The organism is Mesorhizobium sp. M0590 (genome assembly GCF_040320905.1).
Classification (GTDB): domain Bacteria; phylum Pseudomonadota; class Alphaproteobacteria; order Rhizobiales; family Rhizobiaceae; genus Mesorhizobium.
In genome coordinates this window covers 296740-321820 of the sequence record NZ_JAMYQN010000002.1, presented here as the reverse complement: position 1 = coordinate 321820, position 25081 = coordinate 296740, and the positions used below count along the sequence as shown (strand labels likewise).

Genomic DNA, 25081 nt, shown 5'->3' with positions numbered 1-25081 from the left:
GGCGTCGGCGCCGATCCTGCAGTTAGGGTTGCGGTCGCCATGACCTTTGCTCCCGGTTCCGCTTTACTTCGATGCCGAAGGCGCCGTGCGGCTGTCGACGGCGACGACGACGCTCAGGCCGGCGCGCAGCTTGCCCGTCTTCAGCACATCCGCGGGCACGTCGATGCGAACCGGAACGCGCTGCACCACCTTGGTGAAATTGCCTGTGGCGTTCTCCGGCGGCAGCAGCGAGAACACTGCTCCCGAAGCCGGGGCCAGCGACGACACGGTACCCTCGATGTCCTGACCGTCGATCGCGTCGACCGACACTCTGACCTTTTCACCAGGCACCAGCCGGGCAAGCTGGGTCTCCTTGAAGTTGGCGACGATGTAGAGCTTGTCCATTGGCACGATGACGGCGAGCTTCTGTCCGGGGCTGATCAGGTCGCCCTGCTCGACCGAGCGGTTGCCGACCACGCCGTCATAGGGTGCGCGCAGCACGGTGAAGGACAGATCCCGCACCGCCTTGTCGTGGGCAAGCTGCAGCGAGGCCAGCGTGCTTGCCGATTCCGCCCGCTGCGCCTGAAGCACGCCGATATTGGCCTGAGCCGCCGCGATCTGCGCGTCGGCGCCGGCTAGTGCGGCATTGGCTTGCTCGACCGCCGTCTGGGCATCGTCCAACTGGGCCTGGGTAGCGACGCGGGTCTTGAGCAACTGGGCGGCACGAACCTGAGCTCGCTTCGCATTATCGGCCGCGGCCTGGTCGGCGGTCTTCTGCGCCTGCGCCTGCTTGAGCGAGGCGCGCGCCGCCTCGGTCTGGGCATCGATGCGGTCGAGCGTCTTGCTCAACGTGGCGATCTGCGCCTCGGCCTGGGCAACGGCTATCTTGTAGTCGCCGTCATCGACGATCAGCAGCGGGTCGCCGGCCTTCACCTGCTGGTCCTCGGTCACTTTGACCTGATCGACATAACCCGAGATTTTTGGCGAGATGAACGCCGTGTCGGCCTGGACATAGGCGTCGTCGGTCGTGATCATGAAGCGCCCGTCGGTCCAGTAATCATAGCCATACCAGGCGCCGGCGCCCAGCAGGGCCAGGCCGATGATGGGCAGCAACATCGAGCGCATCGAGCGCTTCTTCTTGGCGGGAGCCAGCGGGGTGACGTCGGCGGGCTTGAGAGGGGTTTCCGGCGCTTCGATCGCAGGCTGGACCTTGGCACTGGGGAAGGGGCGGACTTCGGCACTGGTGGGCGCGTTCGAGGACATGATATCTCTCTAAAATTAACTGGCGCTGAATTTTGTCAGACTGAACCGTTCGGTTCGATCTCGACGTTGACTTAGCGCTTAAAGAGGACCATATCAAGAGCAATCGAACCGGATGGTTCGAATTATTTTACGAGGTGTGACATTATGGCCGAAGCCCCCAAGGCCGCTCCTTTGCCTGATTCAGGCCCATTGTCCAGCGCCGGCAAGGAGCAGTGCGATCTGCTGGACAGTCTGCCGCGCGGCCGCCCGGCCGCGGGGCAAGACCCGGTTAAGCGCAGCCAGATCATCGACGGTGCGCGCCGTGTCTTCATCGACAAGGGCTTCGAAGCCGCGTCGATGAACGACATTACGCGCGAGGCCGGCGTGTCCAAGGGCACCATCTATGTCTACTTCGCCAACAAGGAAGAGCTGTTCGAAGCGCTGATCGAGGAAGAGCGCGGCACGATTTTCAAGAACATGTACGAAGTGCTCGACCAGATTGGCGACCTTCGCCAGACGCTGGTGAAGTTCGGCATCGTGCTGTCCATGAAGATCACTTCGGCGAGGGTCATCCTAGCGCAGCGGACGGTGATCGGCGCGTCGGAACGCATCCCGGAGCTTGGTGCCCGGTTCTACGAACGCGGCCCGAAGCGTGGCCATGACAGGGTCGTCGTTTTCCTCAACATGGCTATCGAACGCGGCCTGCTGAAGATCGACGACGTCGAGCTTGCCGCCTATCAGTTCACCGAGCTGTGCCTGGCCGGTCTTTTCCGCCAGTGCATTTTCGCCTATCGCACCAAGGCGCCAAGTGCGGCCGAGATCGAACACATCGTCAGGTCGGGCGTCGATGTGTTCCTGAAGGCCTACGGCACCGAACAGCTTGCAGAGCAGGAACGGGTCTCCAGCCCCGCCTGACAGGCTGCCAGGGTCGGTGGCCTATCCGCCATTGGCGGCGAGCACGATCGCCGCACGCAATCCCTCGAGGCCCTCGCTCTTTTCCGACGACGTGGCGAGCACGAAGGGAAATGCCGCCGGGCGTTTCTTGATCTTCTGGAGCGTTTCCTCGATCAGCCGCGGTACCCCCGCCGCCTTGATCTTGTCGGTCTTGGTCAGCACGATCTGATACGACACCGCCGCCTTGTCGAGCAGCGACAGCACCTCGTCGTCCTTGGCCTTGATGCCATGGCGGGCATCGATCAGCACGTAGACGCGCTTCAGCGTCACCCGGCCCTTGAGATAGTCGAACACGAGCTTCGTCCACTCGTCGACCTTTTCCTTCGGTGCCGTGGCGTAGCCATAGCCTGGCATGTCGACCAGCGCCATCGGCGGCAGATCGGCGCCTTCTCCCGAAAATCCGCCAGGCACGAAATAGTTGAGCTCTTGCGTGCGGCCCGGCGTGTTGGAGGTGCGCGCCAGCCCCTTTTGGTTGACCAGCGCGTTGATCAGCGACGATTTGCCGACATTGGAGCGGCCGGCAAAGGCGATCTCGGGTGGACCCTCCGGCGGCAGGAATTTCATCGCCGGCACGCCGCGGATGAAGATCCAGGCTCGCGTGAACAATTCGATGCCGATCGTGGTCTTGTTCAACGCGTTCAAACCGCTGCCTCCAGAAGAAAAATGTTGCTGCCACGAATGGCATCGAGATTGCGGCTGATCTTTTCCACCGGCCAGTGCCACCACGCCAGCGCCAGCAGCCGCCGGATGGTCCTGTCGTCGAAGCGCATCTTCACCACCTTGGCCGGATTACCAGCGACGATCGCATAGGCCGGCACATCGTGCGTCACCACCGACTTTGCCGCGACGATGGCGCCGTCGCCGATCTTCACGCCGGGCAGCATAACCGCTTCCATGCCGATCCAGACGTCGTTGCCGACGATTGTATCGCCGCGCACCTCCTTCGACCATGTCGCCGGGTCGAAACCTTCTTCCCAGCCATGGCCGAAGATGTTGAACGGATAGGTCGAAAAGCCGGACATGGCGTGATTGGCGCCGTTCATGATGAAGCGCGCACCCTCGGCAATGGCGCAGAACTTGCCGATGATCAGCCTGTCGCCGATGAACGGATAATGATGCAGCACGCATTTTTCGGCGAATTTGTCGGGTCCGTCAGGGTCGTCATAATAGGTAAAGTCGCCAATCTCGATATTCGGCGCCGTCACCAGCGGTTTCAGAAAGCCGACGCGCGTGTGCAACGGGATCGGATGCTTGATCGATGGATTGGGTCCGGTCATATCGAGCTCCGTCGAGCAACTGCCAGCCAGGTCAAAATAGCGCGATCCGTCCGGCAGTACCAATCGCTTAATCCAGGCGGGCAGCTTGTGCAAAAAGCCCCGGACGAACCGGGGCTTTTTGGTCTCGCATAGTCGGAGTGCCGGCTATTCCGCCGGCGACGGTTTCTTGCGGAACAGCGCGACCAGATTGTCCCACAATTCGATCTTGGCGCCTTGCCGCTTCATGATCACACCCTGCTGCAGGATCGACAGTGTGTTGTTCCAGGCCCAGTAGATGACCAGGCCGGCCGGAAAACCCGCCATCATGAAGGTGAAGATCACGGGCATCCAGGTGAAGATCGCAGCCTGCGTCGGGTCCGGCGGCGTCGGGTTCATGCGCATCTGCAGGAACATCGTCACACCCATGATCAGCGGCCAGACGCCGATCATCAGCATGTGCGGCAAGGTAACGGGGATCAGTCCGAACAGGTTGAAGATCGACGTCGGGTCCGGCGCCGCCAGATCCTGGATCCAGCCGAAGAACGGCGCGTGCCGCATCTCGATGGTGATGTAGAGCACCTTGTAGAGCGAGAAGAACACCGGGATCTGCAATGCCACCGGCCAGCAGCCGGCGAGCGGATTGATCTTTTCGGTCTTGTACAGCTCCATCATCGCCTGCTGCTGCTTCATCTTGTCGTCCGCGTATTTCTCGCGGATCTCGAGCATCTTGGGCTGCACCTTCTTCATGTTCGCCATCGACGCATAGGACTTGTTGGCGAGCGGGAAGAACAGCGCCTTGACAATGACGGTGGTGGCGAGGATCGCCAGACCGAAATTGCCGAAGAATTTGTAAAGCGTGTCGATCAGCGAGAACATCGGCTGAGTTATGAACCAGAACCAGCCCCAATCGATCAGCTTTTCGAAAAGCCTTATCTTGCGATCTTTCTCGTAAGCATTGATCTTGTTGACTTCCTTTGCGCCGGCAAAGATCTCCGATTCAATGGTCTTGGATTCGCCGGGCTGCAGCGCAATCGCGTCCGTGCGGAAGTCGGCTTGATAGCGATGACGGCCGTCCTCGTAATAAGCGAAGTTTGGCTGAAACTCCTGCGCCTCTGTCGGCACCAGCGTCGCCGCCCAGTATTTGTCGGTGATGCCCAGCCAACCGTCCTTGGACTTGCTCGGTGTGTACTGCTTGTTTTTCTCGAGATCGGCGTATTTGTGTTCCTGCAGGCCTTCGCTGCCGGTGACGCCGATCAGGCCTTCGTGCAACACATAGATGCTGGCGACCGCCGGCTTGTCGAAGCGGGTGATGCGGCCGTAATTGAACAGCGAGACAGGGCTGCTACCGGAATTCTGCACGGTGTCGGAAACGGTGAACATGTAGTCGTTGTCGACCGAGAATGAGCGTTTGAAAGTCAGGCCCTTGTCGTTGGTGAAGGTGAGCGTCACTGGTGTAGCCGGCGTTAGCGTCGGATTGCCGTCGACGTTCCAAACGGTCTTCGGTCCCGGCAGCGTTCCCACCTTGTCTTCGCCAACAAAGCCGATCTCGGCGAAATATCCGTTCGGCAGCGACTCAGGATTGAGCAGCGCGATCTTGGGTGAGTTTTTGTCGACCGTCTCCGTGTAGTGCTTGAGCTTGAGATCATCGAGACGCGCGCCGGTGAGGTTGATCGAGCCTTCGAGGCTCGGCGTGTCGATCTTGACGCGGCTGGTCGAGGCAATCGCCTGGTCGCGGCTGGCCGGCGTCACGGCGTCGCCGCCAGGCGCGCTCGGAATGGCGCCCGGCTGCACCGGTGTTTCGCTGGCGCCCGGGCTGGTGCCTTGGGCAGCCTTCTTCTGCTCCGCCACGCGCTGCTCTTCGATGCGGGCGGCTTCGCGCTGCATCTCGCTGCGCGGCATCACATAGAAATATTGCCAAAGCGCCAGGATCAGCACCGACAGTGCGATGGTGATGAAGAAGTTGCGGTTGTTTTCCATCGAAGCCCTTGGCCTATCGTGTTCCACGCAATCTGCGGGAGAGTTCGGCCTTCAACTGGCCGAACGGAGTGGTAAGCACGTCTTCGCGCCCGACGATGACATAATCATTGCCGGGCGCCATGTCATCCGCGGCATGCGTGCGCACGGCCTCTCTCAGCCGCCGCCGGATGCGGTTGCGAACGACGGCGTTGCCGACCTTCCTGGTGACGGTGTAGCCGACGCGCGGCGCCTCGCTGTCGCCGCGGCCCAGGACCTCGACGAGGAAAAGCCGCCCGCGGCGCTTTTCGCCGCGGCGGACAGCCAGGAATTCCGCGCGCTTCAGAAGCCGCTTGGGATGGGCACCCGTTGGCTTGCCGGTTGCGGGCAACGATCTTGTCTCTCGCTTGGTGCTCAGGCGCTGAGACGCTTGCGGCCGCGGTTGCGGCGGGCTGCGACGACGCCGCGGCCACCCTTGGTGGCCATGCGGGCACGGAAACCGTGCCTGCGTTTGCGGACGAGTTTGGACGGCTGGTAAGTACGCTTCATTTGTTTAAATACCGCGGGGTGCGGCCCTTCTTGATTCTGTCACTTTGTAACAGGAGCTTTGCCGGGCCGGTTTTGGCGCGATCGAAACCGCGCCGGGACGAATGGCCCGAGCGTGAGCGGGCTTATAGAAAGAAGGGTTTTGGAAGTCAATCCAGCGTGTCGGGCCGGCATTGTCGGACCGGCATCGAAGTCTTGCGGCCCTTTGTCCGGCTTCGGCCAAGGATGAATTTGGCAAAAAAGCCGCAATCGCCTAATCTCACCCGATCAAGCGATCGTGAAGACGAGCAGTCCCTAAGACAAGCAGCCGTGATGACAGGCAGCCGTGACGACGAGCATGAGTGAAGTCCCAGCAACCGACGAACGCATCGCCCAGGCGAAGGCGGCCACCCGCAGGGTGCCGCTGGCGCGCGGCCTGTCGACCAAGTTGCTGCTGCTCACCATCGTCTTCGTGCTCTTGGCCGAAATCCTCATCTTCGTGCCCTGGATCGCCAGCTACAGGCTGAGTTGGCTGAAGGAGAGGCTGAGCACCGCCGCCGCGGTTTCCATCGTCCTGGTGCAGGGCGAACCTGCCTCGCTGTCGCGTGCCGCCCAGAACGACGTACTGATGGCGATCGGCGCCAAGGCGATCGCCGTGCGCGACGGCGGCGTCTCGCGGCTTCTGGTCGTGGCCGAAATGCCGCCGCAGGTCGACGAGCATATCGATATCGCCAATGTCGGCATGATCAAGGGTATGACCGGCGCGCTGGACACGCTGTTTTTCGGCGGCAAGCGGATGCTGCGCGTTTTCGGGCCGGTCGGCGACAGCGACAAAGAATTCGAGCTGATCATGCCCGACCACCGCCTGCGCAATGCCATGCTGATCTATTCGCGCAACGTCGCCTTCGTCTCGCTGCTGATCTCGCTGTTCACCGCCATGCTGGTCTACGCCGCGATAGACCTGATCATGATCGGCCCGATCAGGACGATGACACGCTCGATGCTGTCCTTTTCCGAGGCGCCCGACGATCCCGGTCGCATCATTCACCCCGCCGCCCGGGCCGACGAGATCGGCGTCGCCGAACGCGAGCTGTCGCAGATGCAGGAGCGGCTGCAGAAGATGCTGACCGAGCAGAAGCACCTGGCCGATCTCGGCCTGGCCGTGTCGAAGATCAACCACGACATGCGCAACATCCTCGCCTCGGCGCAACTGATGTCGGACCGCCTGCGCCAGGTCAAGGACCCGACCGTGCAGGCCTTCGCACCAAAACTGCTGCGCGCGCTCGACCGTGCGGTGTCCTACTCGGAGGGCGTGCTGGCCTATGGCCGCACCCAGGAGCCGCCGCCGTCGCGCCGCAGGCTGCGGCTGCGCCAGCTGGTCGAGGACGTCCAGGGCCTGCTCGACATCGAATGCGGCATCGAATTCGTCAACGCCGTCGATCCGGTGCTCGAGGTCGACGCCGATTCCGACCAGCTGTTCCGCGTGCTCACCAATCTTAGCCGCAACGCCGTGCAGGCGATGGCGGCCGACACCGAGAGCGCCGTGGTGCGCCGCCTGACCATATCGGCCGAGCGCATCGGCAGCGTCAGCCGCATCGTCGTCACCGACACCGGCCCCGGCCTGCCGCCAAAGGCGCGAGAAAACCTGTTCGCGGCATTCCGCGGCTCGGCCCGCAGCGGCGGCACCGGCCTTGGCCTGGCGATCGCCCATGAATTGATCCGCGCCCATGGCGGCACGGTGGAGCTGGTCGAAAGCATCGGCGGCCGCACCACATTCGCGGTCACCATTCCCGACCAGCCGGTCCGGCTCGACCAGGCCCGCAACGGACTGCGCCGCCCGGCGTAACGAACCGTTTCGTTACGGACCGTTTCAATTCGCAAATGGTTGGTCCGAGGCTACGAGCCATCGGCTCGGCCGCCGTGCAACGGCGTCTTTCGTTACGGGCCGTTCCGATTGGCAAATGACTGATCCAAGACGACGACCTATCGGCTCGGCCGCCGCGTGACGCGATCTTGCCTTCGTCGGCCGGCGCATGACGGCAAAACATGACGGCAAAACTTTTGGCCAGGATCGGCTTGCTTTTCGCAAATTCAGTCGCTAGGGAACAGCTCACATTCGCGGCCGGTCGCCAGGATCGGATCGCGGGGCTATGCAAAGCATGGCCTGTTGCGCGCCCGTAGCTCAGCTGGATAGAGCACCAGACTACGAATCTGGGGGTCAGGAGTTCGAATCTCTTCGGGCGCGCCAATAAACTCATGCCTACCCCCGGGAACATAAGTAACAGAATCTACCACCGGTGGCCGGAAAGTCGCGAGGGCTGAGCGCCATCCATGCCAAAAAGGGGATCGTCAGCTAATGCTGCTCAGTCGGCCTGCTTAATCTCCGGGCCCGGTTCAGTCGGCGGGCCTGGCGTGCAATCCTGGCCAGTGCATTCCTGCACGGGATCTTTCGCCGGCGGGAGACAATTTTGGCCTTCACAATGAACGGGCGGCTGCGTTGTTGCGGCTTTATTGTTCTGCGGCACAGGCCGATCCTCAGCGCGAACGGCCGGCATTCCAACGTCGATCATGGCCGTGCACAAGAGCGCAATCCGAAGCAAATTCATTTTCGCCTCCGCAACTGACAGCGAGACGCAGATTATACCTTCGAACTGCGGCCAACATCCTGTCACCCGCGAACGGCGTTAACAGCGCGTTTCATTGCCGGTCGGAAGGGCGTACCGATTGAGATCGAGCGTCGTCCTCTTCCTGGCAAAATAGCGCCAGAAACGGGGCTTTCGGCCAGAGGTGACTGAAGCCAACCTTCCGATTTTCCTGTACACCTGTTCGAAGGGTTCGAGGTGCGTTAGGGCCTCGCATATTCGAGGTTTTCAGTTCTTTCACGGGGGAACGTACATGACGGCATTCAACAGCGTCCGCTTCTGGGTCAAGCCGGGTAGTGAAGACGAATTCGTCGAACTGTTCAGCAGCGCTCCGCGCAATTTCGAGGGATTGCGAAAAATGGCTCTCATCAAATCGGGAGATGGCGCCTTCTTCTCGATTGGAGAGTGGGACACTTTTCAGCACATGGTCGATGCCAGGCACAAAATGCTGGGCAATCTTGATCGGTTCCGCCATACGTTGCAGCAGCTTGAGGGCGGATATACGGATGCTGTTTCCGGCGAGGCTGTCTTCGAAACGGACGGCAGGAGCAGCGGCAGGTCGGTATAGTTTCGCACTTCGAAAAGCTTATGCCGTGCGCCACTTCCCGGCTCTATCACCTAAACCGCACATTCCCCCTGGAAAGCTCTGCCACCGACCTGCATCCCATCAGCCGCATGTCGCGTTCGATCTCGGTTCGCATCAGGCCGAGCGCCCGTTCGACGCCGGCCTGTCCGGCGGCTGCCAGCGGGAAGAGATAGTAGCGCCCGACGCCGACGGCCTTGGCGCCCAGTGACAGGGCCTTCAGCACATGCGTGCCGCGCTGGACGCCGCTGTCGATGATCACGTCTATCTTGTCGCCCACCGCGTCGGCAATCTCCGACAGTTGGTCGAAGGGGCTGCGCGAGCCGTCCAGCTGTCTGCCGCCATGATTTGACAGAACGATACCGGTGCAGCCGATGTCGACCGCCTTTCTGGCATCGGCGACGCTCATGATCCCCTTCAGGCAAAACTGGCCGTTCCAGAAGCGGACCATGTCTTCGACGTCCTTCCAATCCAGCGATGGATCGAGGATCTCGGTGAAATAGCGGCTGATGGAAAGCGCTCCGCCACCGAGATCGATATGGCCGTCCAACTGGGGCAGGCTGAACTTTTCGTGCGTCAAATAGTCGATAGCCCATCTCGGCTTGATCGCGAACTGCATCATGCCGCCGGGCGTAAGCCGAAAGGGGATGGAAAAGCCGGTCCGCAGGTCACGCTCGCGGTTTCCGCCGGTGACGCTGTCGACCGTCAGCATCATCACCTCGACGCCGGACATCTTGGCGCGCTCCATCATGGCGCGGTTCAGGCCGCGATCCCTGTGGAAATAGAACTGATAGACCTGCGGCGTCCTGTGCTTGCGGACTTCCTCCAGGCTGACCGTGCCGAGCGAAGAGACGCCGAACATCGTGCCGAACTTCTCCGCCGCCGCGGCGACGGCGCGCTCGCCGCTATGGTGAAACAGTCGCTGGAGAGCCGTCGGCGAGCAATAGACCGGCATCGCCAGCTTCTGGCCCATGACGGTGACCGACATGTCGACCTGTCCGACGCCGGCAAGGACGTTGGGGACGAGATCGCAGTCCTCAAACGCCGCCGTGTTGCGCCGCAGCGTCGTCTCGTCGTCCGCGCCGCCATCGATATAATTGAAGATCGGACCTGGCAGGCGCTGTTTTGCCAGCCGGCGGAAGTCCTGAAAATTGTAGCAGCTTTGCAATCTCATGAAATCAATCGGGTATATGCCGGGCCCGATGTCAAGCCTGTGCCATTGTCGATCGCCGGCGCTCTCGCCTCAGCCCGCCAGAGCGCCAACCGACTCCCGCTCCACCAGCGGGCATTCGAGCTTGGTGATGGGATAGCGGCCACGACCGGGAGCAGCGGGGACTTCGAGCTGCTCGATCGCCCATTGTCCCATCGCCATATGCGGCAGGATCGACGTCGTCAGCGGCGGGAACAGATGCCGCGCGATCTCCTCGTCGTCATAACCGATCACCGAAATATCCCGGGGGATGTGCAGGCCGGCCTCCTTCAGCGCCTCGTAGCAGCCGATCGCGGTGCGGTCGTTCTGGCAGAAGATGGCGGTCGGCCGGTCCTTCAACGCCAACAGCTTGACGGTCGCGGCATAGCCGGCGCTCGCCGACCAATCGCCTTCGACGACCAGCGCCGGGTCGAACGGGATGTCGGCCGTCGCCAGCGCCCGGCGGTAGCCCTTCAGCCGGTCCTGCGCCGCCTGCATCCAGGGCTCGCCGGTAATGGTGGCGATACGCCGGTGGCCATGGCTGATCAGGTGCCGGGTGGAGCTCTGGCCGCCGGCGATCTCGCTCGGCACCACGGCGGGGAAGGCATAGTCGGCAGTGTAGCAGTTGAGCAGGATGACCGGAATGTCGAGGCCGTAGAGATGGTCCGGCGCGACGATCTCGCGGGTGAAGATGGTCATGTAGATCAGCGCCGAAATGCCCCGCTTGGTCAGCGCCGCGATGGCGCGAGGCTCCATCACCTCGTCGCCCATGGTCTGCGCCACCAAAAGCACATTGCCGGCGTTCCATGAGGCTTGCCGCGCCCCTTCAATGGCGACGACCGCCTCCGGGCTGGTCGCAAGTTGGTCGACTGCGAAGCCGATCACGCCATCCAGCCCGCCGAATGCGGCAACAGGGGCTCGCAAGGCAGAAAACACGGGCGGCGAATAGCCCAGCGTTCGTGCGGTCTCAATCACTCGCTCTCGGGTTTGCTGCGACAGCCTGATGCCTGGCGTGTTGTTGAGGACGAACGAGACCGTCGCCTGCGAACAGCCTGCGGCCCTGGCGATGTCGGTCATGGTGACGCGGCCCTTGGGGTTTTTCCCGGACGGCTTGCGCCGTCTGGTACCCTGAAGGACCGCATCCCGAAGTGGTTCGTTCATGGCGTTAGTCCCTCGAATTTTCGCATTTATAAGGCAAAGCGCCACTAATAGATATAATCGACCCTCTTAGACGATTTAGTCGCCAATCCAAAACGGTTGTGACTGGGGAGGCCTCTCTCGTTTGTGGCGAGTATCCCGATCAACTAATACTCTTTACTAATATCTGGCATCCCTATAACGTCAATCCATCATGCCCGGACGACATCGGACCGCGCGTGTTCGGAACGCGAGCCAGCCTGGTGTCGGACGGTTCCCGTCAGCCGGAGCTCGCCTGCCGTTTCGAGGAAATGTCAGACAAATCGGACTATTTACGAACGACGAATGAGTCTCTAAAGTCGACGATCGCGGCTGGAATGGCGTCGTTCTTCGCTGCCGAAAGCCTGAGGAGGAGGGCGTCCAAGCCGCGCCGGCACGTTCATCATCAGCGAAATTACTGAGTCAAATGGGAGGTTGAATATGAAATCTGCGATACGAAATGCGTCCGTCGCCGCTGCGGCCCTGCTGCTCGGCCTGTCCGTCAGCGCAATTGCGCGGGCCGACGACAAGCCGACACTGGCCTTCGTCGTCAACGGCGCTTCCGATTTCTGGAAGGCTGCCGAAGCCGGCGTCAAGAAGGCTCAAGGCGAACTGCCCAATTACAATCTCGAACTCAAATATCCGGAGCAGTCCTCGGTCGCCATCCAGCAGCGCCTTATGGACGATCTGGTGACGGCCGGTGTTAAGGCGATCATGGTCTCGGCCGTCGATCCCAAGACGTCGACCGACGGGCTGAACAAGATCGCCTCGGAAACGGCGTTGTTCACCACTGACAGCGACGCACCGCAGACCAAGCGTGTCGCCTATATCGGCTCTTCCAATGTCGATGCCGGCAAGCAGGCGGCAGAGATCGCCAAGAAGGCAATGCCCGACGGCGGCAAGTGCCTCGGCTTCGTTGGCCTGCTCGGCGCCGACAATGCCAAGGAACGCATCCAGGGCATGAAGGACGGCCTCGCCGGCACCAAGATCGAATTGGTCGACGTGCGTGGCGACGACATCGACCAGGCCCGCGCCAAGAAGAACGTCGAGGACGCGCTGGTCGCCAGCCCCGACGTCACCTGCATGGTCGGCTTCTACTCCTACAACACGCCGCGCATCTATGAAGCGCTGCGCGATGCCGGCAAGCTCGGCCAGATCACCGTCGTCGGCTTCGACGACGATCCGATCACGCTGGGCGGCGTCAAGGAAGGCACCGTCGCCGCCACCGTCGTACAGCAGCCTTTCGAATGGGCCTATCAGGGCATGAAGCTGATGGCCGCCTATCTCGAGGGCGACAAGTCGGGCGTTCCCGCCGATGGCCTGATCATCGTGCCGACCAAGATCATCGGCAAGGACGATGTCGACGCCTACGCCGCCAACCTCAAGGCGATGTCGGGAAACTGAGCGAATAAGTTGCGCCGGCTCAAGGGTTCGCCCTGAGCCGGCGATTCTATTGACGCGCCTCGCAAGGCCCGTCAGTCTGAGGCCAAAACGGCTCACCGGCTGCTGTCAGGCGTGATGAATTATTCCGATCCATCCATCGTTGCATCCACGGCCGCTCCGTTCCTGAGCCTCGACGGCGTGCGCAAGACCTATCCCGGCGTTGTCGCGCTGGACGGGTTCTCGATCGAGGTCAGGCCCGGCGAGGTCATCGGCCTGGTCGGCGAAAACGGCGCCGGCAAATCGACGCTGATGAAGATCCTCGGCGGCGTGACCCGGCCGGACACCGGCACCATCACCGTCGATGGGGTCGCCCATGACAGTCTGACCGTCGAGGCCAGCATCGGTTCGGGCATCGCCTTCGTCCACCAGGAACTCAACCTGTTCGAGAACCTCGACGTCGCCGCCAATATCTTCTTCGGCCGCGAACCGCTGCGCGCCGGCCCGTTCAGGCTGGTCGACCGCGCCAGGCTGCGAGCGCTGGCGGCGCCGCTGCTCAAACGCGTGGGCGCCAATTTCTCGGCCGATACTCCGGTGTCGGCGCTGTCGCTGGCCCAGCAGCAAATGGTCGAGATCGCCAAGGCGCTGTCGATCAAGGCGCGGCTGGTCATCCTCGACGAACCGACATCGAGCCTGCCGATCGCCGAAACCGACAAGCTGCTCGGTGTCATCAAGGCGCTGAAGGCAGACGGCATCAGCGTCATTTTCATCTCGCACCGCCTGCACGAGGTCGAGCGCGTCGCCGACCGCGTCGTCGTGCTCAGGGACGGCATGCTCGCGGGAACCTTGCCGAAGAGCGCCATCAATCACGACCAGATGGTCAAGCTGATGATCGGCCGCATGCTGAAGGAGCGCGAGAAGGCCGCGGAATCGGCGCGCCCGCCGGGCTCTGTCGCGCTGTCGGTCAAGGCCATTCGCACCGCTGCCTATCCCGACCGGCCCGTCGACCTCGATGTCAGGCATGGCGAGATCCTCGGCCTCGCCGGTCTCGTCGGCTCCGGCCGGACGGAGCTGGCGCGCGTCCTGTTCGGCATCGACAAGAGCTTTGGCGGCTCGTTCCAGCTTGACGGAAAAGATCTGGTTCTAGGTTCGGCTGCGGACGCAGTGGCCAACGGTATTTTCCTCGTCCCCGAGGATCGCAAGCTGACCGGCATCCTGCTCGACCTGTCGATTGCCCAGAACATCTCGCTGCCCAATCTGCCGGCGCATTCGCGGCGCTCGCTGGTCTCGGCCGGCGCGGAATCCGCCACCGCCGAGAAGCAGAAGACCAATCTCGGCATCAGGGCGCCCTCCGTCCAGACGCGCACCGGCACGCTGTCGGGCGGCAACCAGCAAAAGGTCGTGCTGGCCAAATGGCTGGCGATGAAGCCGAAGGTGATGATCCTCGACGAGCCGACCCGCGGCATCGACATCGGCGCCAAGGCCGAGATCTACGGGCTGATGCGGGCGTTGGCCGATGCCGGCGTCGCCGTGCTGATGATCTCCAGCGACATGGAGGAGGTGATCGGCGTTTCCGACCGTATCGCCGTCATGCATGAAGGCCAGATCTCCGGCATTCTCGACAAGGACCGGTTCAGCCAGGAAAACGTGCTGCTGCTGGCGGTCGGCAAGCAGCCGAAGTAGTTCGCAGGCATTGGGAGAAGACGATGAGCAAGAAAGATCTCGGCCTGCTGATCCTGATCCTGGTGGTCGGCGCGGTGGTGGCGATCATCAACCCACGCTTCCTGCTGCCGATCAATCTCGCCAACACCTCGAACCTGATCGGGTTGTTCGGCATCCTGTCGATTGGCCAAGCCTTCGTCATCATCACCGGTGGCATCGAATTGTCGGTCGGCTCGGTGGTTGCGCTGCTCGGCGTGCTGTTCATCGACTTCATCGCCACGCGCGGCATGGCCTGGCCGGTCGCCCTGCCGCTGATCCTGGTGCTCGGCGGCATCATCGGGCTGGCGCATGGCTGGCTGATCACCCGGCTCAAATTGCAGCCTTTCGTGGTGACTTTGTGCGGCCTGTTGATCTATCGCGGCGTGGCGCGCTTCTACACCGCCGACGGCACCGCCGGCTTTGCCTTCGGACAGAACTTCCCGGAACTCGAGTTCCTGACGGCGGGGCGGTCCTGGGGCGTGCCGAACAGCTTCATCGCACTGATCGTCATCGCCGTCGTCATGTGGGTGGTGCTGCACCGGTCGGTGTTCGGGCGCTATCTCTATGCCATCGGCAAGAACGAGGAAGCGGCAAAATATTCCGGCATCCGCACCGGCCGCATCGTCATGGCCGCCTATGTCATCTGCGGCGTGCTGACGGCGCTGTCAGCTATCTATTTCGCCATGTACACACGCTCGATCTCGCCGGCGAGCCACGGCCAGTTCTACGAGCTCTATGCCATCGCGGCCGCGGTGCTCGGCGGCTTCTCGCTGCGTGGCGGCGAAGGCTCGCTGATCGGCGTCCTGCTCGGCACCGTGCTGCTGCAGGAGCTGCAGAACCTCGTCAACCTGCTCGGCATCCCGTCCTCGCTCAACTTCGCCGTCATGGGCGGGGTGATCCTCATCGGCGTGCTGGTCGACCAGCAATGGGGCGTGTTCAGGGCGCGGCGGCGGATGCTGGAAGCCACACGCAAGGGCGTGGCGGGTGCTGCCGCTGAGTGACGCAAAAATAGCTGGATGAAATACGCCGACTGCCATGGCAGGTGGCGTGAAAGAGTCAGCCGGAGCTTCGCGACAGCAGTTCAGGTCGGTCTCTATTTGGAACGAAACCCGTATCTGAGCGTTTATTTAAGCTTTGCTGCGCGGAGGCGTTCCATGCCCACGAATCCAGTTAGTACCGCCAAAGTAGGAACTCACCCCCTCCACCCGATGCTGATACCTTTTCCTGTCGCGTTTCTTGTCGGTGCGTTTGTCACCGACCTGGTTTTCTGGGGGACTGCCGATGCCTTCTGGGCACGAGCATCGATGTGGCTGATCGGGGCAGCCATAGTAATGGCCCTTCTCGCTGCGACAGCCGGTTTTATCGACTTCCTCAACGAGCCGCGCATTCGCGCCTTGTCCGACGCCTGGTACCACATGCTGGGCAACTTGACCGCGGTCATTGTGGCACTGATCAATTTCTACCTTCGCTATGCGCAAGGCGCCGAAGCCGCGGTCCGCCCATGGGGTGCGCTCTTGTCGTTCATAGTGGTCTGCATACTGCTGTTCACCGGCTGGAAGGGCTGGGAGATGGTGTATCGGCACCACGTTGCAGTTCTGGATACACCAGCGGATGCGCCAGCGAAGCCTTCGACAACCACTGCCACGGATACTCGTCACGCTGGTCGGGACCGGCACGCCGCATGAGGCCATAATCCCGAAAAGTGGATACCGGTTTCCAAAAAGATATCGGTTAGACAAGTAGCGCCCATACCGAATGCATCGGATGGGCGCTACTTTAGATAAGGCCCGACATGTCGGAGAAGGCCATGGCCTTGCGCAGCACCTCGGCGAAGCGCTCGCCGGCGGCTTCACGAGGGCCGCTATTGTCGATCGAGGTGACACCCGGTCCGGACAGCGCCACATTGGCACTGCGCGCCAGCCGTGCCAGCACTTCGCCGCGCGACTCGCGACCGCGCAATGCCAGCCGCTCGGCCAGGATCTCCGGTGTAGCCGTGATCTCGACGATAGCCAGATTGGCGTAGCGCTCCCGCAGCGCCGGGATGATCGCGCGCGAGACGTTGGCGATCGCGACACGGCCGTTGGAGACTGACCAGTCGACTTCGGCCGGGATGCCGTAGCGCAGGCCATGCGCCTCCCAGGAAATGGCGAAGGCGCCATCCGCTTCGGCCTCGACGAAGGCAGCATCGGCTAGCGTATCGTGATCCTCGGTGGCCGCATCGCTCGGCCGGGTGATCACCCGGCGCACGAACTCCAGCCGGCTCTCGTCGGCAAACACGGCGCGCGCATAGCCGATCACCGTGTCCTTGCCGGCACCGCTCGGCCCGACGACGGCGACGAAGACACCGTCCCGGATCGGAAATCCCGTAGCGGACAATTCACGCTCGACCGATGCCGACACCATCATGCGACTCGGCGTCCCTGCCGCCAGACCGTGCGGACGACCGGGACATGGTCGTCGACGCGCACGCGAACCAGATCGGCGCGCCGGCCGGGCTCGATGACACCGCGATCGGTGAGGCCGACCGCCTCGGCCGGATTCTTCGAGACCATCGCCACCGCCTGTGGCAAGGAAATGCCCTCGACCACGTCGCCGAGGAAGAAGGCTGACTGGATCAGACTGAACGGAATGTAGTCCGACGACAGGATATCGAGCAGGCCATCGCCGGCCAGCGTGCGGGCCGAGACATTGCCCGAATGCGACGCGCCGCGCATGACGTTCGGCGCGCCCATCAATACGCCGAGCCCTGCCTCTTTTGAAGCCCGCGCCGCCTCCTCAGTGGTCGGGAACTCGGCGACGCGCACACCTTGCTCGATCGCTTCGTCGACATGGCCGACGGTTGCGTCGTCATGGCTGGCGAGCACGATGCCGCGCTCTTGGCAGGCAGCGGCGATGAAGCTGCGGTTCGGGCTCGAATTCCTCGCCGATTCCGCCATCCGCTTTTCGCAGAATTTCTGGAAATCGCGATCGGTCAGCTTCAGCTTGCGCTGGTAGTAATAGGCGTAGGTTTCCAAATTGACGAACTGGCGCTGTCCGGGCGCATGGTCCATCAGCGACGCCAGCCTGACCCGCTCGTCGCCGTCGAAATTGGCGAAGGCCGTGAGGCAGTCCGGCGCCGAAACCTCGCAACGCAGATGGAGGAAATGGTCGGCCCTGAGCCGGTCCTGCTGCACGCTGTCCTCGATCGCGTCGGCCAGCTTGCGTATGTCGGCGGCCGTCAGGTCGGCATCCTCGTCCATGCCGACACGCAAGGCGTCGAGCACGGTGGTGATGCCGGCGGTCGCCACCTGCGCGTCATGGGCGAGCACCGCGGCGATCGGGTTCCAGCGCACTTTCGGCCGTGGCGCGTAATGGCCTTCGAGATGATCGGTGTGGAGCTCGACCAGGCCAGGGATGATGAAGTCGCCGCCCATGTCCTCGCCGCTGCGGCCAGCGCCGGGATCGATGGCGGCGATCACCCCATCGCGCAGCACGATCGACCCTTCGACGATCTGGTCGGCGAGCACGATGCGGGCATTGTCAAGAACGGTCTCGGCGGTCATTTCAGGCAGTCCTTGCAGCATTTTGCAGCCAATTGAAAATGAATTGGCTTCGCACCATGCGGTTAAAGCAAATAGTCATTTAGGCAGTTCTTCTGGCCGGGCGGCGCCCGAGCGCGTGATGGGACAGCACCATGAACGGTGCGCCCGGTTCAGTTTCCACAAACAGCGTCAGCGCGTCCACCGCCACCGGCCGTTGCAGCACGTCCGCAAACAGGCTGTCGATTGCTAGGCGAAGACGAGGGCTTTCCTGTGACGACACCCGGCCGGACAGCGTCATATGGAAGCGAAACGTCTCGAAGACATAGGGATAGCCCCACTGGCAGAGATTGCGGAACTCGTCGGGCTTCAGCGAATCGGGGCTGCGCCGTTCGATCTCGGCTTCCGTCAACGGCGCGCGGAAGCGGTCGAAGTCGCGCACCACGTCGTCGGCGAAGCGGTTGAGCGCCGGCAGCGGTGCTTCCGGCAACAGCGCGAAGAAGCCGTCGATCTGGCTGACGATGAGGCGCGGGATCGTAACCACCGGCGTCGCCTCGGCAAAATCGTCGAGTGCTGCACGAAGCGACGTTTCCGTCTCGTTGGAGGCCAGTCTGAAGGGCGCCTTCAGTGTCGCATGAAAGCCATAGCGGCGTGCCGAGGCGGTATGGAAGGCAACTTCTGCCGCCGACAACTCGCCCGCAGCCTCGACCGGCTTTGTGGCGGCACCGAATGGGTCGCGGCCGAGCCAGTTGGCGGCGATACGTGCCAGCGGTTCGTCTTGTCGGGGGGTGAAATAGATCGCGTAGCGCATCGAAAGTCCTCGTCAGCCCCGCTGCCATAGGTGATTTCCATGACGAATTGACGAAGCTTTGCGGCGTTTTCGGTAACAAAACCACACAGCCGGGTCGTTAGCCGACGATTTTTCGCTTGGACCAGCGGTTGGGGCGAAGGGGAAGTGGTTAGGCCTTCATCAGCCATTCGTGCTCGGGCGCGTTATGGAATTTCCACGTCCGCTTCGGTCCGGCCATGACGTTGAGATAATAGAGATCATAGCCGTGGCAGGCTGCGCAGGGGTGATAACCCTTGGGGACCAGCACGACGTCGCCGTCCTCGATCGCCATCGCCTCGTCGAGCGAACGAGCACCGTTCTCGTCGGCATCGGTGTAGACGCGCTGGAAAGCAAAGCCCTGTGGCGGGTTGAGACGGTGGTAATAGGTCTCCTCGAGATAAGATTCAGCCGGCAGATTGTCCTGGTCGTGCTTGTGCGGCGGATAGCTCGATGTGTGGCCGCCGGGTGTGATGACCTCAACCACCAGCAAGGAATCGGCCGGCTTGCCCTCCGGCAGGATGTTGGTGACATAGCGCGTGTTGGTGCCTTTGCCGCGAACCTCCTGGCCGAGATCGTCGGGCCCGATGACACGGACCGGCAGACCGCCGCCCAGTCCTGGCGCCGAGCAGACGGCAAGTTCGAGATCGGTATCGGCGCTCACCGACCACTCCGACCCCTGCGGCACATAGACCGACCAAGGTTTGCCGTCCAAGGGCGACATGCGTTCGCCGAGCAAGCCGAGATCCTTGCCGCCGGCCTTGGCCTTGCCCTTGCCGGTGACGAACACCAGGCAGACCTCACGATCCGCGGTTTGCCCGGAAGCGCTCTCGCCGGGCCTGAGCCGATGCAGATCGAAGCCGACATAGGTCCAGCCGGCGCTTTGCGGCGTCACATGGGCGATGCGGCCGTGGCCCTTATTGGCTTTGACGAGCAGTTTCGACATGGTCATTCCTTCGGTTTGGCGTCTGCCGATGGCTCGTCCTCGTCAGCCGGCTTGTAGAGGTAGAAAAACTGCCAGACGGCATAGCCGGCGAAGCCGAGCGCGATCACGCCCCAGAACGGCGTGCCGGTGGCGAATTCGATCACCGACCAGACCAGGCAGACCGCGACAACGGCGACGCGCCGCCACAGCGGCCGGAAAAACGGGTGCTCGGAGTCTTTCATCGGATCAACACCTTTCCTCGCGAACTCTCAAGCATTGGGAAAGCCCTGTGTCTCCACCGTATAGCCGGCCGCCGTCATAGCCCGCATCAATTCCTTGTAGCCGACCTGCGCCATCTTGAGCGGCGGGTTCTTCTTCGGATCCTGCTCGGCCTCGACCACGAACCAGCCTTCATAGCCATGGTCGGCGAGCCTCTGGACGATGGCGCCAAAATCCAGCGAGCCATCTCCCGGCACGGTGAAGGCGCCAAGTGCCACCGCGTCGAGGAACGATTGCTTGTTGCGATCCAGCTTTTGGATCACCTCCATGCGTACGTCCTTCACATGCACGTGGTTGATGCGCCGGTGGTGGTTGTTTATCGCGCGCAGCACATCGCCGCCGGCAAAGGCCAGGTGACCGGCGTCGAGCAGCAGCGGAATGCCTTCGCCCGAATAGCGCATGAAAGCGTCGAGCTCCGGCTCGGTCTCAACTACTGCCGCCATATGATGATGGTAGGAGAGCGGCATGCCTTGCTCTGCACACCATTCGCCGAACTGCGTGAGCCGCCGGGCGTAGGCTTTCATCTCATCGTCCGAAAGCCTCGGCTTGGTGGCGAGCGGCTTGGAGCGGTCGCCCTGGATGGAGCGGCCGACTTCACCATAGACGATGCAGGGCGCATTCACCGCCTTGAACAGGTCGATCATCGGCTGGATGCGATCCTTATTCCCCGATATATCCTCATTGACCAGCGTCCCGGAGAACCAACCGCCGCAAAGCGTCACGTCGGCCTCTTTCAGGATCGGCAGCATGATCTCCGGATCGTTGGGAAAGCGGCGGCCCATTTCCATGCCGGTGAAGCCAGCCGAGCGCGACTGGCGCAGGCACTCCTCCAGCGACACATCATCGCTGAGTTCGGCAAGATCGTCGTTCCACCATGCAATGGGGGACATGCCCAGTTTGGCTTTCAAGTCGTCACTCCAGTTTCAGACATTCGAGGCGCGTTCGCGGATGGCTAAAGAACCCGCCCGCTCAGCGCTTCCTCGTATTTCTTGCGCGCCGCATTCACTTGCGGCCGTGCCGAGACTTCCGGCACTGCGACATCCCACCAGCTTCCACCGGCCTCGGTCGAAACCAGCGGGTCGGTGTCGATGACCAGCACGGTCGTTCGCGTGTTCTTCTTCGCTTGCGCCAGCGCCGTTTCCAGCCCGGCGATCGATGGCACTTTTTCGGCAATCGCACCCATGCTCGCAGCATGCGCGGCGAAGTCGATCTCGGGCAAGGTTTCGTGACGGGCGTCCTTCAGCAGATTGTTGAAGTTGGCGCCGCCGGTCGCCATCTGCAACCGGTTGATGCAGCCATAGCCGCGGTTGTCGAGCAGCACGATGGTCAGCTTGAGGCCGAGCATCACCGAGGTCGCGATCTCGGAATTGAGCATCAGGTAAGAGCCGTCGCCGATCATCACCACGACCTCTTCGTCCGGCTTGGCCATCTTGACGCCAAGCCCGCCGGCGATTTCGTAGCCCATTGTCGAGAAGCCGTATTCTGCGTGATAGGAGCCGGGCGCGCCCGCCTGCCATAGCTTGTGCAATTCGCCGGGCAAGCCGCCGGCGGCATGAAGCAGTACCACGCCGGAGCCCATGGCGCGCTGTACTGCGCCGATCACTTGCGCGTCGGACGGATAGGCGGCATTGGTCGACGCCGTCACCTTGTCGGCATCCGCTTGCCAGTTCTTCTTGCCCGTGATCGCATTGTCGGTCCAGCCTGAAGGGGCTTTCCAGCCTTTCAGCGCCGCAGCGAGTTCGGCGAGCCCTTCCGCCGCATCGGCGACCAGCGGCAGCGCCTGGTGCTTTCCGGCGTCAAAAGGCTGCACGTTGAGCCCGATGATGGTCCTGCCGGCATGCTTGAACAATGCCCAGGAGCCGGTGGTGAAATCCTGCAGTCTGGTGCCGACGGCAAGCACGACGTCGGCCTCTTCGGCCAGCCTGTTGGCCGCCGAAGTGCCGGTAACGCCGACCGCGCCCATGTTCAACGGATGATCGTCCGGGAGCGAGGATTTGCCGCCTTGCGTCTCACAAACTGGAACGCCGGCGCCTTGCACCAGTTTTGCCAACTCCTCGGATGCCTGCGAATAGAGTACGCCGCCGCCCGCGATCACCAGCGGCTTTTTCGCCGCTTTGAGTACCGCGACTGCGGCCGCCAGTTCGTTGCGGTCCGGGCGCTGCCGTCGCGGCGTCCAGAGTCGCTCGGCAAAGAAACTCTCGGGGTAGTCATAGGCCTCGGCCTGCACGTCCTGGCACAGCGCCAGCGTCACCGGGCCGCATTCGGCGGGATCGGTCAGCACCTGCATGGCGCGGTTGAGCGCCGGCATGATCTGCTCCGGCCGCGTGATGCGGTCGAAATAGCGCGACACCGGGCGGAGGCAGTCATTGACCGTCGCCGTGCCGTCGGAAAAATCCTCGGCCTGCTGCAGGACGGGATCGGGAATGCGATTGGCGAAGACGTCGCCGGGCAGAAACAGGACAGGCAACCTGTTTACATGCGCAAGTGCCGCAGCGGTCACCATGTTGAGCGCGCCGGGGCCGATCGAACTGGTCGCGGCCATGAAGCGACGGCGGAAATTGGCCTTGGCGTAGGCGATCGCCGCATGCGCCATTGCCTGCTCGTTATGGGCACGAAAGGTCGGCAGTTCGTCGCGAACCTGGTAGAGCGCCTCGCCGACGCCGGCGACATTGCCGTGGCCGAAGATCGCCCAGACGCCGCCGAAGATCGGCACTTTCTTCCCGTCCATCTCGGTCATCTGTCGAGCAAGAAAGCGGGTCAGCGCCTGCGCCATCGTCAGGCGGATTGTCTTGGTCATGTCGGTTCCTCCGCAGTCCTTATGCCGCGCCTTCTTATGCTGCTTTGCGGCCGCGCGCCGCAAGCCATGCCTCGGTCAGTCTCTCGAAGCGAGATGCCATGTCGGCAACCGCTTCATCGTCTGACATCTTGCCGGCAAGCCATTGTTCGGCCGCGTTGATGAAGATGGTGCGGCCGACGGCAAAGCCCTTGACGATAGACGCCTTGGCGGTGGCAGCAAAGGCCGCTTCCAATTCATCCTGCGGCGCTTCGAGGCCAAGCAGCACAATCCCGCGGCACCACGGATCGTTCTTCAGGATCACCGCCTCGATCTTTGTCCATGCGCCGGCCGATGCCTGCGGTTCGAGCTTCCACCAATCGGGCTTGATGCCGAGTGCGTAGAGTTCCTCGAGCGCGCGCGGGATGGTCATGTCGTCGAGCCTGCCGTGCTTGCCGGCGATGATCTCGACCAGAAGTTCTCTGCCCACTTTCCGCGCGGCCTCGAACAAAGCGCGCAGTTTCTGCTGCTGTTCGCTCTTCAGCGCCGCGGGATCGTCGGGATGATAGAAGCACAGGCACTTGATGCAGTGGTCGACCGGCCATTCGGTCAGTTGCGAACCTATGTCTTGCGAGAACTCGAAGCGAAGCGGCCGCGAACCCGGCAACTCGACCGGCCGGCCGAGCCAGGCGAAGGAATGGTGGGCGAATTCGAACATCGCCTCGCGTCCGTATTTTTCGTCGAGCAGCATGCCGTAGCCGGCGCGGCCAGCCGCGACCTTGGCCGCAGCCTTGACCGTCAGCACCTTGAAAGCTGGGATTCGCGACGGATCGGCGCCGGCTTTTGCCGCGACATCCTCCAGCTGGACGCGGTGGTCGCAGGCGAACGCCATCAGCGAGGGGATGTCGCGCCGGCGCGTGGTCGCCCAATGGATGTGATTGATCGCCTCGTCCTTGCGCAGCGCCAGATGCTTGCTGCCGTTTTTCAGGAAGAACTGCAATTCCTCGAAAGTCGGGTATTCCGGTGCGCAGAGCAGCCGCGACACGGCAAAGGCGCCGCAGGCATTGGCCCAGGTCGCCGCCGTCGCCAGGCCTTCCTCGCCGAGCCAGCCGCGCAGGAAGCCCGACATGAAGGCGTCGCCGGCGCCGAGCACATTGTAGACCTCGATTGGAAATCCCTTGCCGAGGATACCGTCCTCGAGGTCGTCGCTGATCGGCCCGTCATAGACGATGCAGCCCATGGCGCCGCGTTTCAGCACGATGGTTGCCGCCGACAGCGAGCGGATGGTTTTCAGCGCGCTCAGGCAATCGTCTGCACCCGAGGCGATCATGATTTCCTCTTCGGTGCCGACGATGAGATCGCAATCGGGCAGCACCGTCTTCAACTGCGCCGAGACGCGGTCGGATTTCACATAGCGCTCGAAGCCTTCGGCGTGGCCGGCGAGACCCCAGAGGTTGGGGCGGTAGTCGATGTCGAACACCACCTTGCCGCCCTTGGCTTTCATGACACGGATCGCCTTACGCTGGGCGGCGTCGCTGTTGGGCCGTGAAAAATGCGTGCCGGTGACGACGACCGCGCGTGCCGAAGCGATAAACGCCTCATCGATATCGTCTTTCGAAAGCGCCATGTCGGCGCAATCGCTGCGATAGAAGATCATCGGCGAGACGCCTTCATCCTCGACCGACAGCAGCACCAGGGCGGTCAGCCGCTCCGGATCGGTCTTGAGGCCTTGGACCGAAACGCCCTCGCGGGTCAGCTGCTCGCGGATGAAGCGGCCCATCTGCTCATTGCCGACGCGGGTGAGCAGCGCCGAGCGCAGGCCGAGCCTGGCAGTACCGACCGCGATATTGGCCGGACAGCCGCCGACCGACTTGGCAAAGGAAGTAATGTCCTCGAGGCGCGAGCCGATCTGCTGACCATAGAGATCGACGGAAGCGCGGCCGATGGTGATGATGTCGAGCGGCGAATATTTCGCTTCCACGGCTTCGCCCATTCGAACCTCCCATCGGCTTTGTTGTCTTGGGTAACACGCGCGAGCGGCAGCGTGGCGCCGGCAATATGAAATAATAATTCCAATCCATAGTCAATATGGAACGAGCATTCCCAAGACTGAAAAGTGCTGTGCAAGGCTCGCGCGTTCAGAAACTTTGAAGTCAGACGAACGTCAAGTGTCTACCACT

Annotated in this window: 23 protein-coding genes and 1 tRNA gene; 8 read left to right on the top strand and 16 right to left on the bottom strand. The window is 62.5% G+C overall.

From position 1 onward, the window contains the following. Window positions 1-63: 63 nt before the first annotated feature. Window positions 64-1242, bottom strand: a complete 1179-nt coding sequence (locus NKI52_RS05255) for an HlyD family secretion protein (protein ID WP_352697244.1) — start codon at window positions 1240-1242, stop codon at window positions 64-66. 144 nt (window positions 1243-1386) lie between these two features. Between NKI52_RS05255 and NKI52_RS05250 the strand changes: the two genes are divergently transcribed. Further along, complete coding sequence (locus NKI52_RS05250; RefSeq protein ID WP_352620607.1) at window positions 1387-2136, top strand: TetR/AcrR family transcriptional regulator; 750 nt, start codon at window positions 1387-1389, stop codon at window positions 2134-2136. 21 nt (window positions 2137-2157) lie between these two features. On the opposite strand, the gene yihA is transcribed toward NKI52_RS05250, so the two are convergent. The 5 genes from yihA to rpmH all read right to left on the bottom strand — a co-directional run bounded on the left by yihA (window position 2158) and on the right by rpmH (window position 5933). Further along, complete coding sequence (gene yihA, locus NKI52_RS05245) at window positions 2158-2817, bottom strand: ribosome biogenesis GTP-binding protein YihA/YsxC (RefSeq protein WP_031211985.1); 660 nt, start codon at window positions 2815-2817, stop codon at window positions 2158-2160. Further along, on the bottom strand, window positions 2814-3452 hold the full coding sequence (locus NKI52_RS05240) for a CatB-related O-acetyltransferase (RefSeq protein WP_023677492.1): 639 nt from the start codon (window positions 3450-3452) through the stop codon (window positions 2814-2816). Before NKI52_RS05240 ends, yihA begins: the two co-directional genes overlap by 4 nt. A 144-nt stretch (window positions 3453-3596) precedes the next feature. Further along, a complete protein-coding gene (yidC, locus tag NKI52_RS05235; protein ID WP_352568513.1) occupies window positions 3597-5408 on the bottom strand; it encodes a membrane protein insertase YidC in 1812 nt (603 codons plus the stop codon). Between the two features lie 13 nt (window positions 5409-5421). Further along, entirely contained in the window at window positions 5422-5775 is a 354-nt protein-coding gene (rnpA, locus tag NKI52_RS05230) for a ribonuclease P protein component (protein WP_352539960.1), read from the bottom strand. A 23-nt stretch (window positions 5776-5798) separates the two neighbouring features. Beyond that, complete coding sequence (rpmH, locus tag NKI52_RS05225; protein WP_008833937.1) at window positions 5799-5933, bottom strand: 50S ribosomal protein L34; 135 nt, start codon at window positions 5931-5933, stop codon at window positions 5799-5801. 334 nt (window positions 5934-6267) lie between these two features. Here rpmH and NKI52_RS05220 point away from each other — a divergent pair, with 334 nt between their 5' ends. The 3 genes from NKI52_RS05220 (at window position 6268) to NKI52_RS05210 (ending at window position 9119) form a co-directional block, all read left to right on the top strand. Beyond that, window positions 6268-7755 (top strand): ATP-binding protein, encoded by a 1488-nt coding sequence (locus NKI52_RS05220; RefSeq protein WP_352568512.1) that lies wholly within the window; start codon window positions 6268-6270, stop codon window positions 7753-7755. A gap of 325 nt (window positions 7756-8080) precedes the next feature. Further along, a tRNA-Arg gene (locus NKI52_RS05215) sits at window positions 8081-8157 on the top strand. Window positions 8158-8804: 647 nt separating this feature from the next. Then, window positions 8805-9119 carry an antibiotic biosynthesis monooxygenase family protein gene (locus NKI52_RS05210; protein WP_352697242.1) on the top strand — a complete coding sequence of 105 codons (315 nt, stop codon included), beginning with the start codon at window positions 8805-8807 and terminating at the stop codon, window positions 9117-9119. Window positions 9120-9165: 46 nt separating this feature from the next. Here NKI52_RS05210 and NKI52_RS05205 read toward each other — a convergent pair whose 3' ends face one another. Then, a complete protein-coding gene (locus tag NKI52_RS05205; RefSeq protein ID WP_352620611.1) occupies window positions 9166-10308 on the bottom strand; it encodes an alpha-hydroxy acid oxidase in 1143 nt (380 codons plus the stop codon). Window positions 10309-10377: 69 nt separating this feature from the next. Next, window positions 10378-11484 (bottom strand): LacI family DNA-binding transcriptional regulator, encoded by a 1107-nt coding sequence (locus NKI52_RS05200; protein WP_352568509.1) that lies wholly within the window; start codon window positions 11482-11484, stop codon window positions 10378-10380. Window positions 11485-11940: 456 nt separating this feature from the next. On the opposite strand from NKI52_RS05200, the gene NKI52_RS05195 reads away from it, so the two are divergent. The 4 genes from NKI52_RS05195 (at window position 11941) to NKI52_RS05180 (ending at window position 16265) form a co-directional block, all read left to right on the top strand. After that, on the top strand, window positions 11941-12903 hold the full coding sequence (locus tag NKI52_RS05195) for a sugar-binding protein (protein ID WP_023677500.1): 963 nt from the start codon (window positions 11941-11943) through the stop codon (window positions 12901-12903). Window positions 12904-13017: 114 nt separating this feature from the next. Next, window positions 13018-14562 carry a sugar ABC transporter ATP-binding protein gene (locus tag NKI52_RS05190; RefSeq protein WP_352568572.1) on the top strand — a complete coding sequence of 515 codons (1545 nt, stop codon included), beginning with the start codon at window positions 13018-13020 and terminating at the stop codon, window positions 14560-14562. A gap of 23 nt (window positions 14563-14585) precedes the next feature. After that, window positions 14586-15581: an ABC transporter permease gene (locus NKI52_RS05185; protein WP_023677502.1), complete on the top strand. Its 996-nt coding sequence runs from the start codon at window positions 14586-14588 to the stop codon at window positions 15579-15581. 153 nt (window positions 15582-15734) lie between these two features. Further along, window positions 15735-16265, top strand: a complete 531-nt coding sequence (locus NKI52_RS05180; protein ID WP_352620738.1) for a DUF2231 domain-containing protein — start codon at window positions 15735-15737, stop codon at window positions 16263-16265. Window positions 16266-16356: 91 nt separating this feature from the next. On the opposite strand, the gene phnN is transcribed toward NKI52_RS05180, so the two are convergent. The 8 genes from phnN to NKI52_RS05140 form a co-directional block, all read right to left on the bottom strand. Further along, on the bottom strand, window positions 16357-16986 hold the full coding sequence (gene phnN, locus NKI52_RS05175; protein WP_352455997.1) for a phosphonate metabolism protein/1,5-bisphosphokinase (PRPP-forming) PhnN: 630 nt from the start codon (window positions 16984-16986) through the stop codon (window positions 16357-16359). After that, window positions 16983-18122, bottom strand: coding sequence for an alpha-D-ribose 1-methylphosphonate 5-triphosphate diphosphatase (locus NKI52_RS05170; protein WP_352576376.1), 1140 nt, complete (start codon window positions 18120-18122; stop codon window positions 16983-16985). The genes phnN and NKI52_RS05170 overlap by 4 nt, the downstream gene beginning before the upstream one ends. 79 nt (window positions 18123-18201) lie before the next feature. After that, window positions 18202-18909, bottom strand: a complete 708-nt coding sequence (locus NKI52_RS05165; RefSeq protein WP_352619339.1) for a DUF1045 domain-containing protein — start codon at window positions 18907-18909, stop codon at window positions 18202-18204. A gap of 148 nt (window positions 18910-19057) precedes the next feature. Then, complete coding sequence (gene iolB / locus NKI52_RS05160; protein WP_352568506.1) at window positions 19058-19870, bottom strand: 5-deoxy-glucuronate isomerase; 813 nt, start codon at window positions 19868-19870, stop codon at window positions 19058-19060. Window positions 19871-19872: 2 nt separating this feature from the next. Beyond that, window positions 19873-20091: a hypothetical protein gene (locus NKI52_RS05155; protein WP_023677508.1), complete on the bottom strand. Its 219-nt coding sequence runs from the start codon at window positions 20089-20091 to the stop codon at window positions 19873-19875. A gap of 27 nt (window positions 20092-20118) precedes the next feature. Further along, entirely contained in the window at window positions 20119-21036 is a 918-nt protein-coding gene (iolE, locus tag NKI52_RS05150) for a myo-inosose-2 dehydratase (RefSeq protein WP_352697239.1), read from the bottom strand. A 44-nt stretch (window positions 21037-21080) separates the two neighbouring features. Beyond that, a complete protein-coding gene (gene iolD / locus NKI52_RS05145) occupies window positions 21081-22925 on the bottom strand; it encodes a 3D-(3,5/4)-trihydroxycyclohexane-1,2-dione acylhydrolase (decyclizing) (RefSeq protein WP_352697237.1) in 1845 nt (614 codons plus the stop codon). 34 nt (window positions 22926-22959) lie between these two features. Next, on the bottom strand, window positions 22960-24894 hold the full coding sequence (locus NKI52_RS05140) for a bifunctional 5-dehydro-2-deoxygluconokinase/5-dehydro-2-deoxyphosphogluconate aldolase (protein ID WP_352697235.1): 1935 nt from the start codon (window positions 24892-24894) through the stop codon (window positions 22960-22962). Between the last annotated feature and the right edge of the window lie 187 nt (window positions 24895-25081).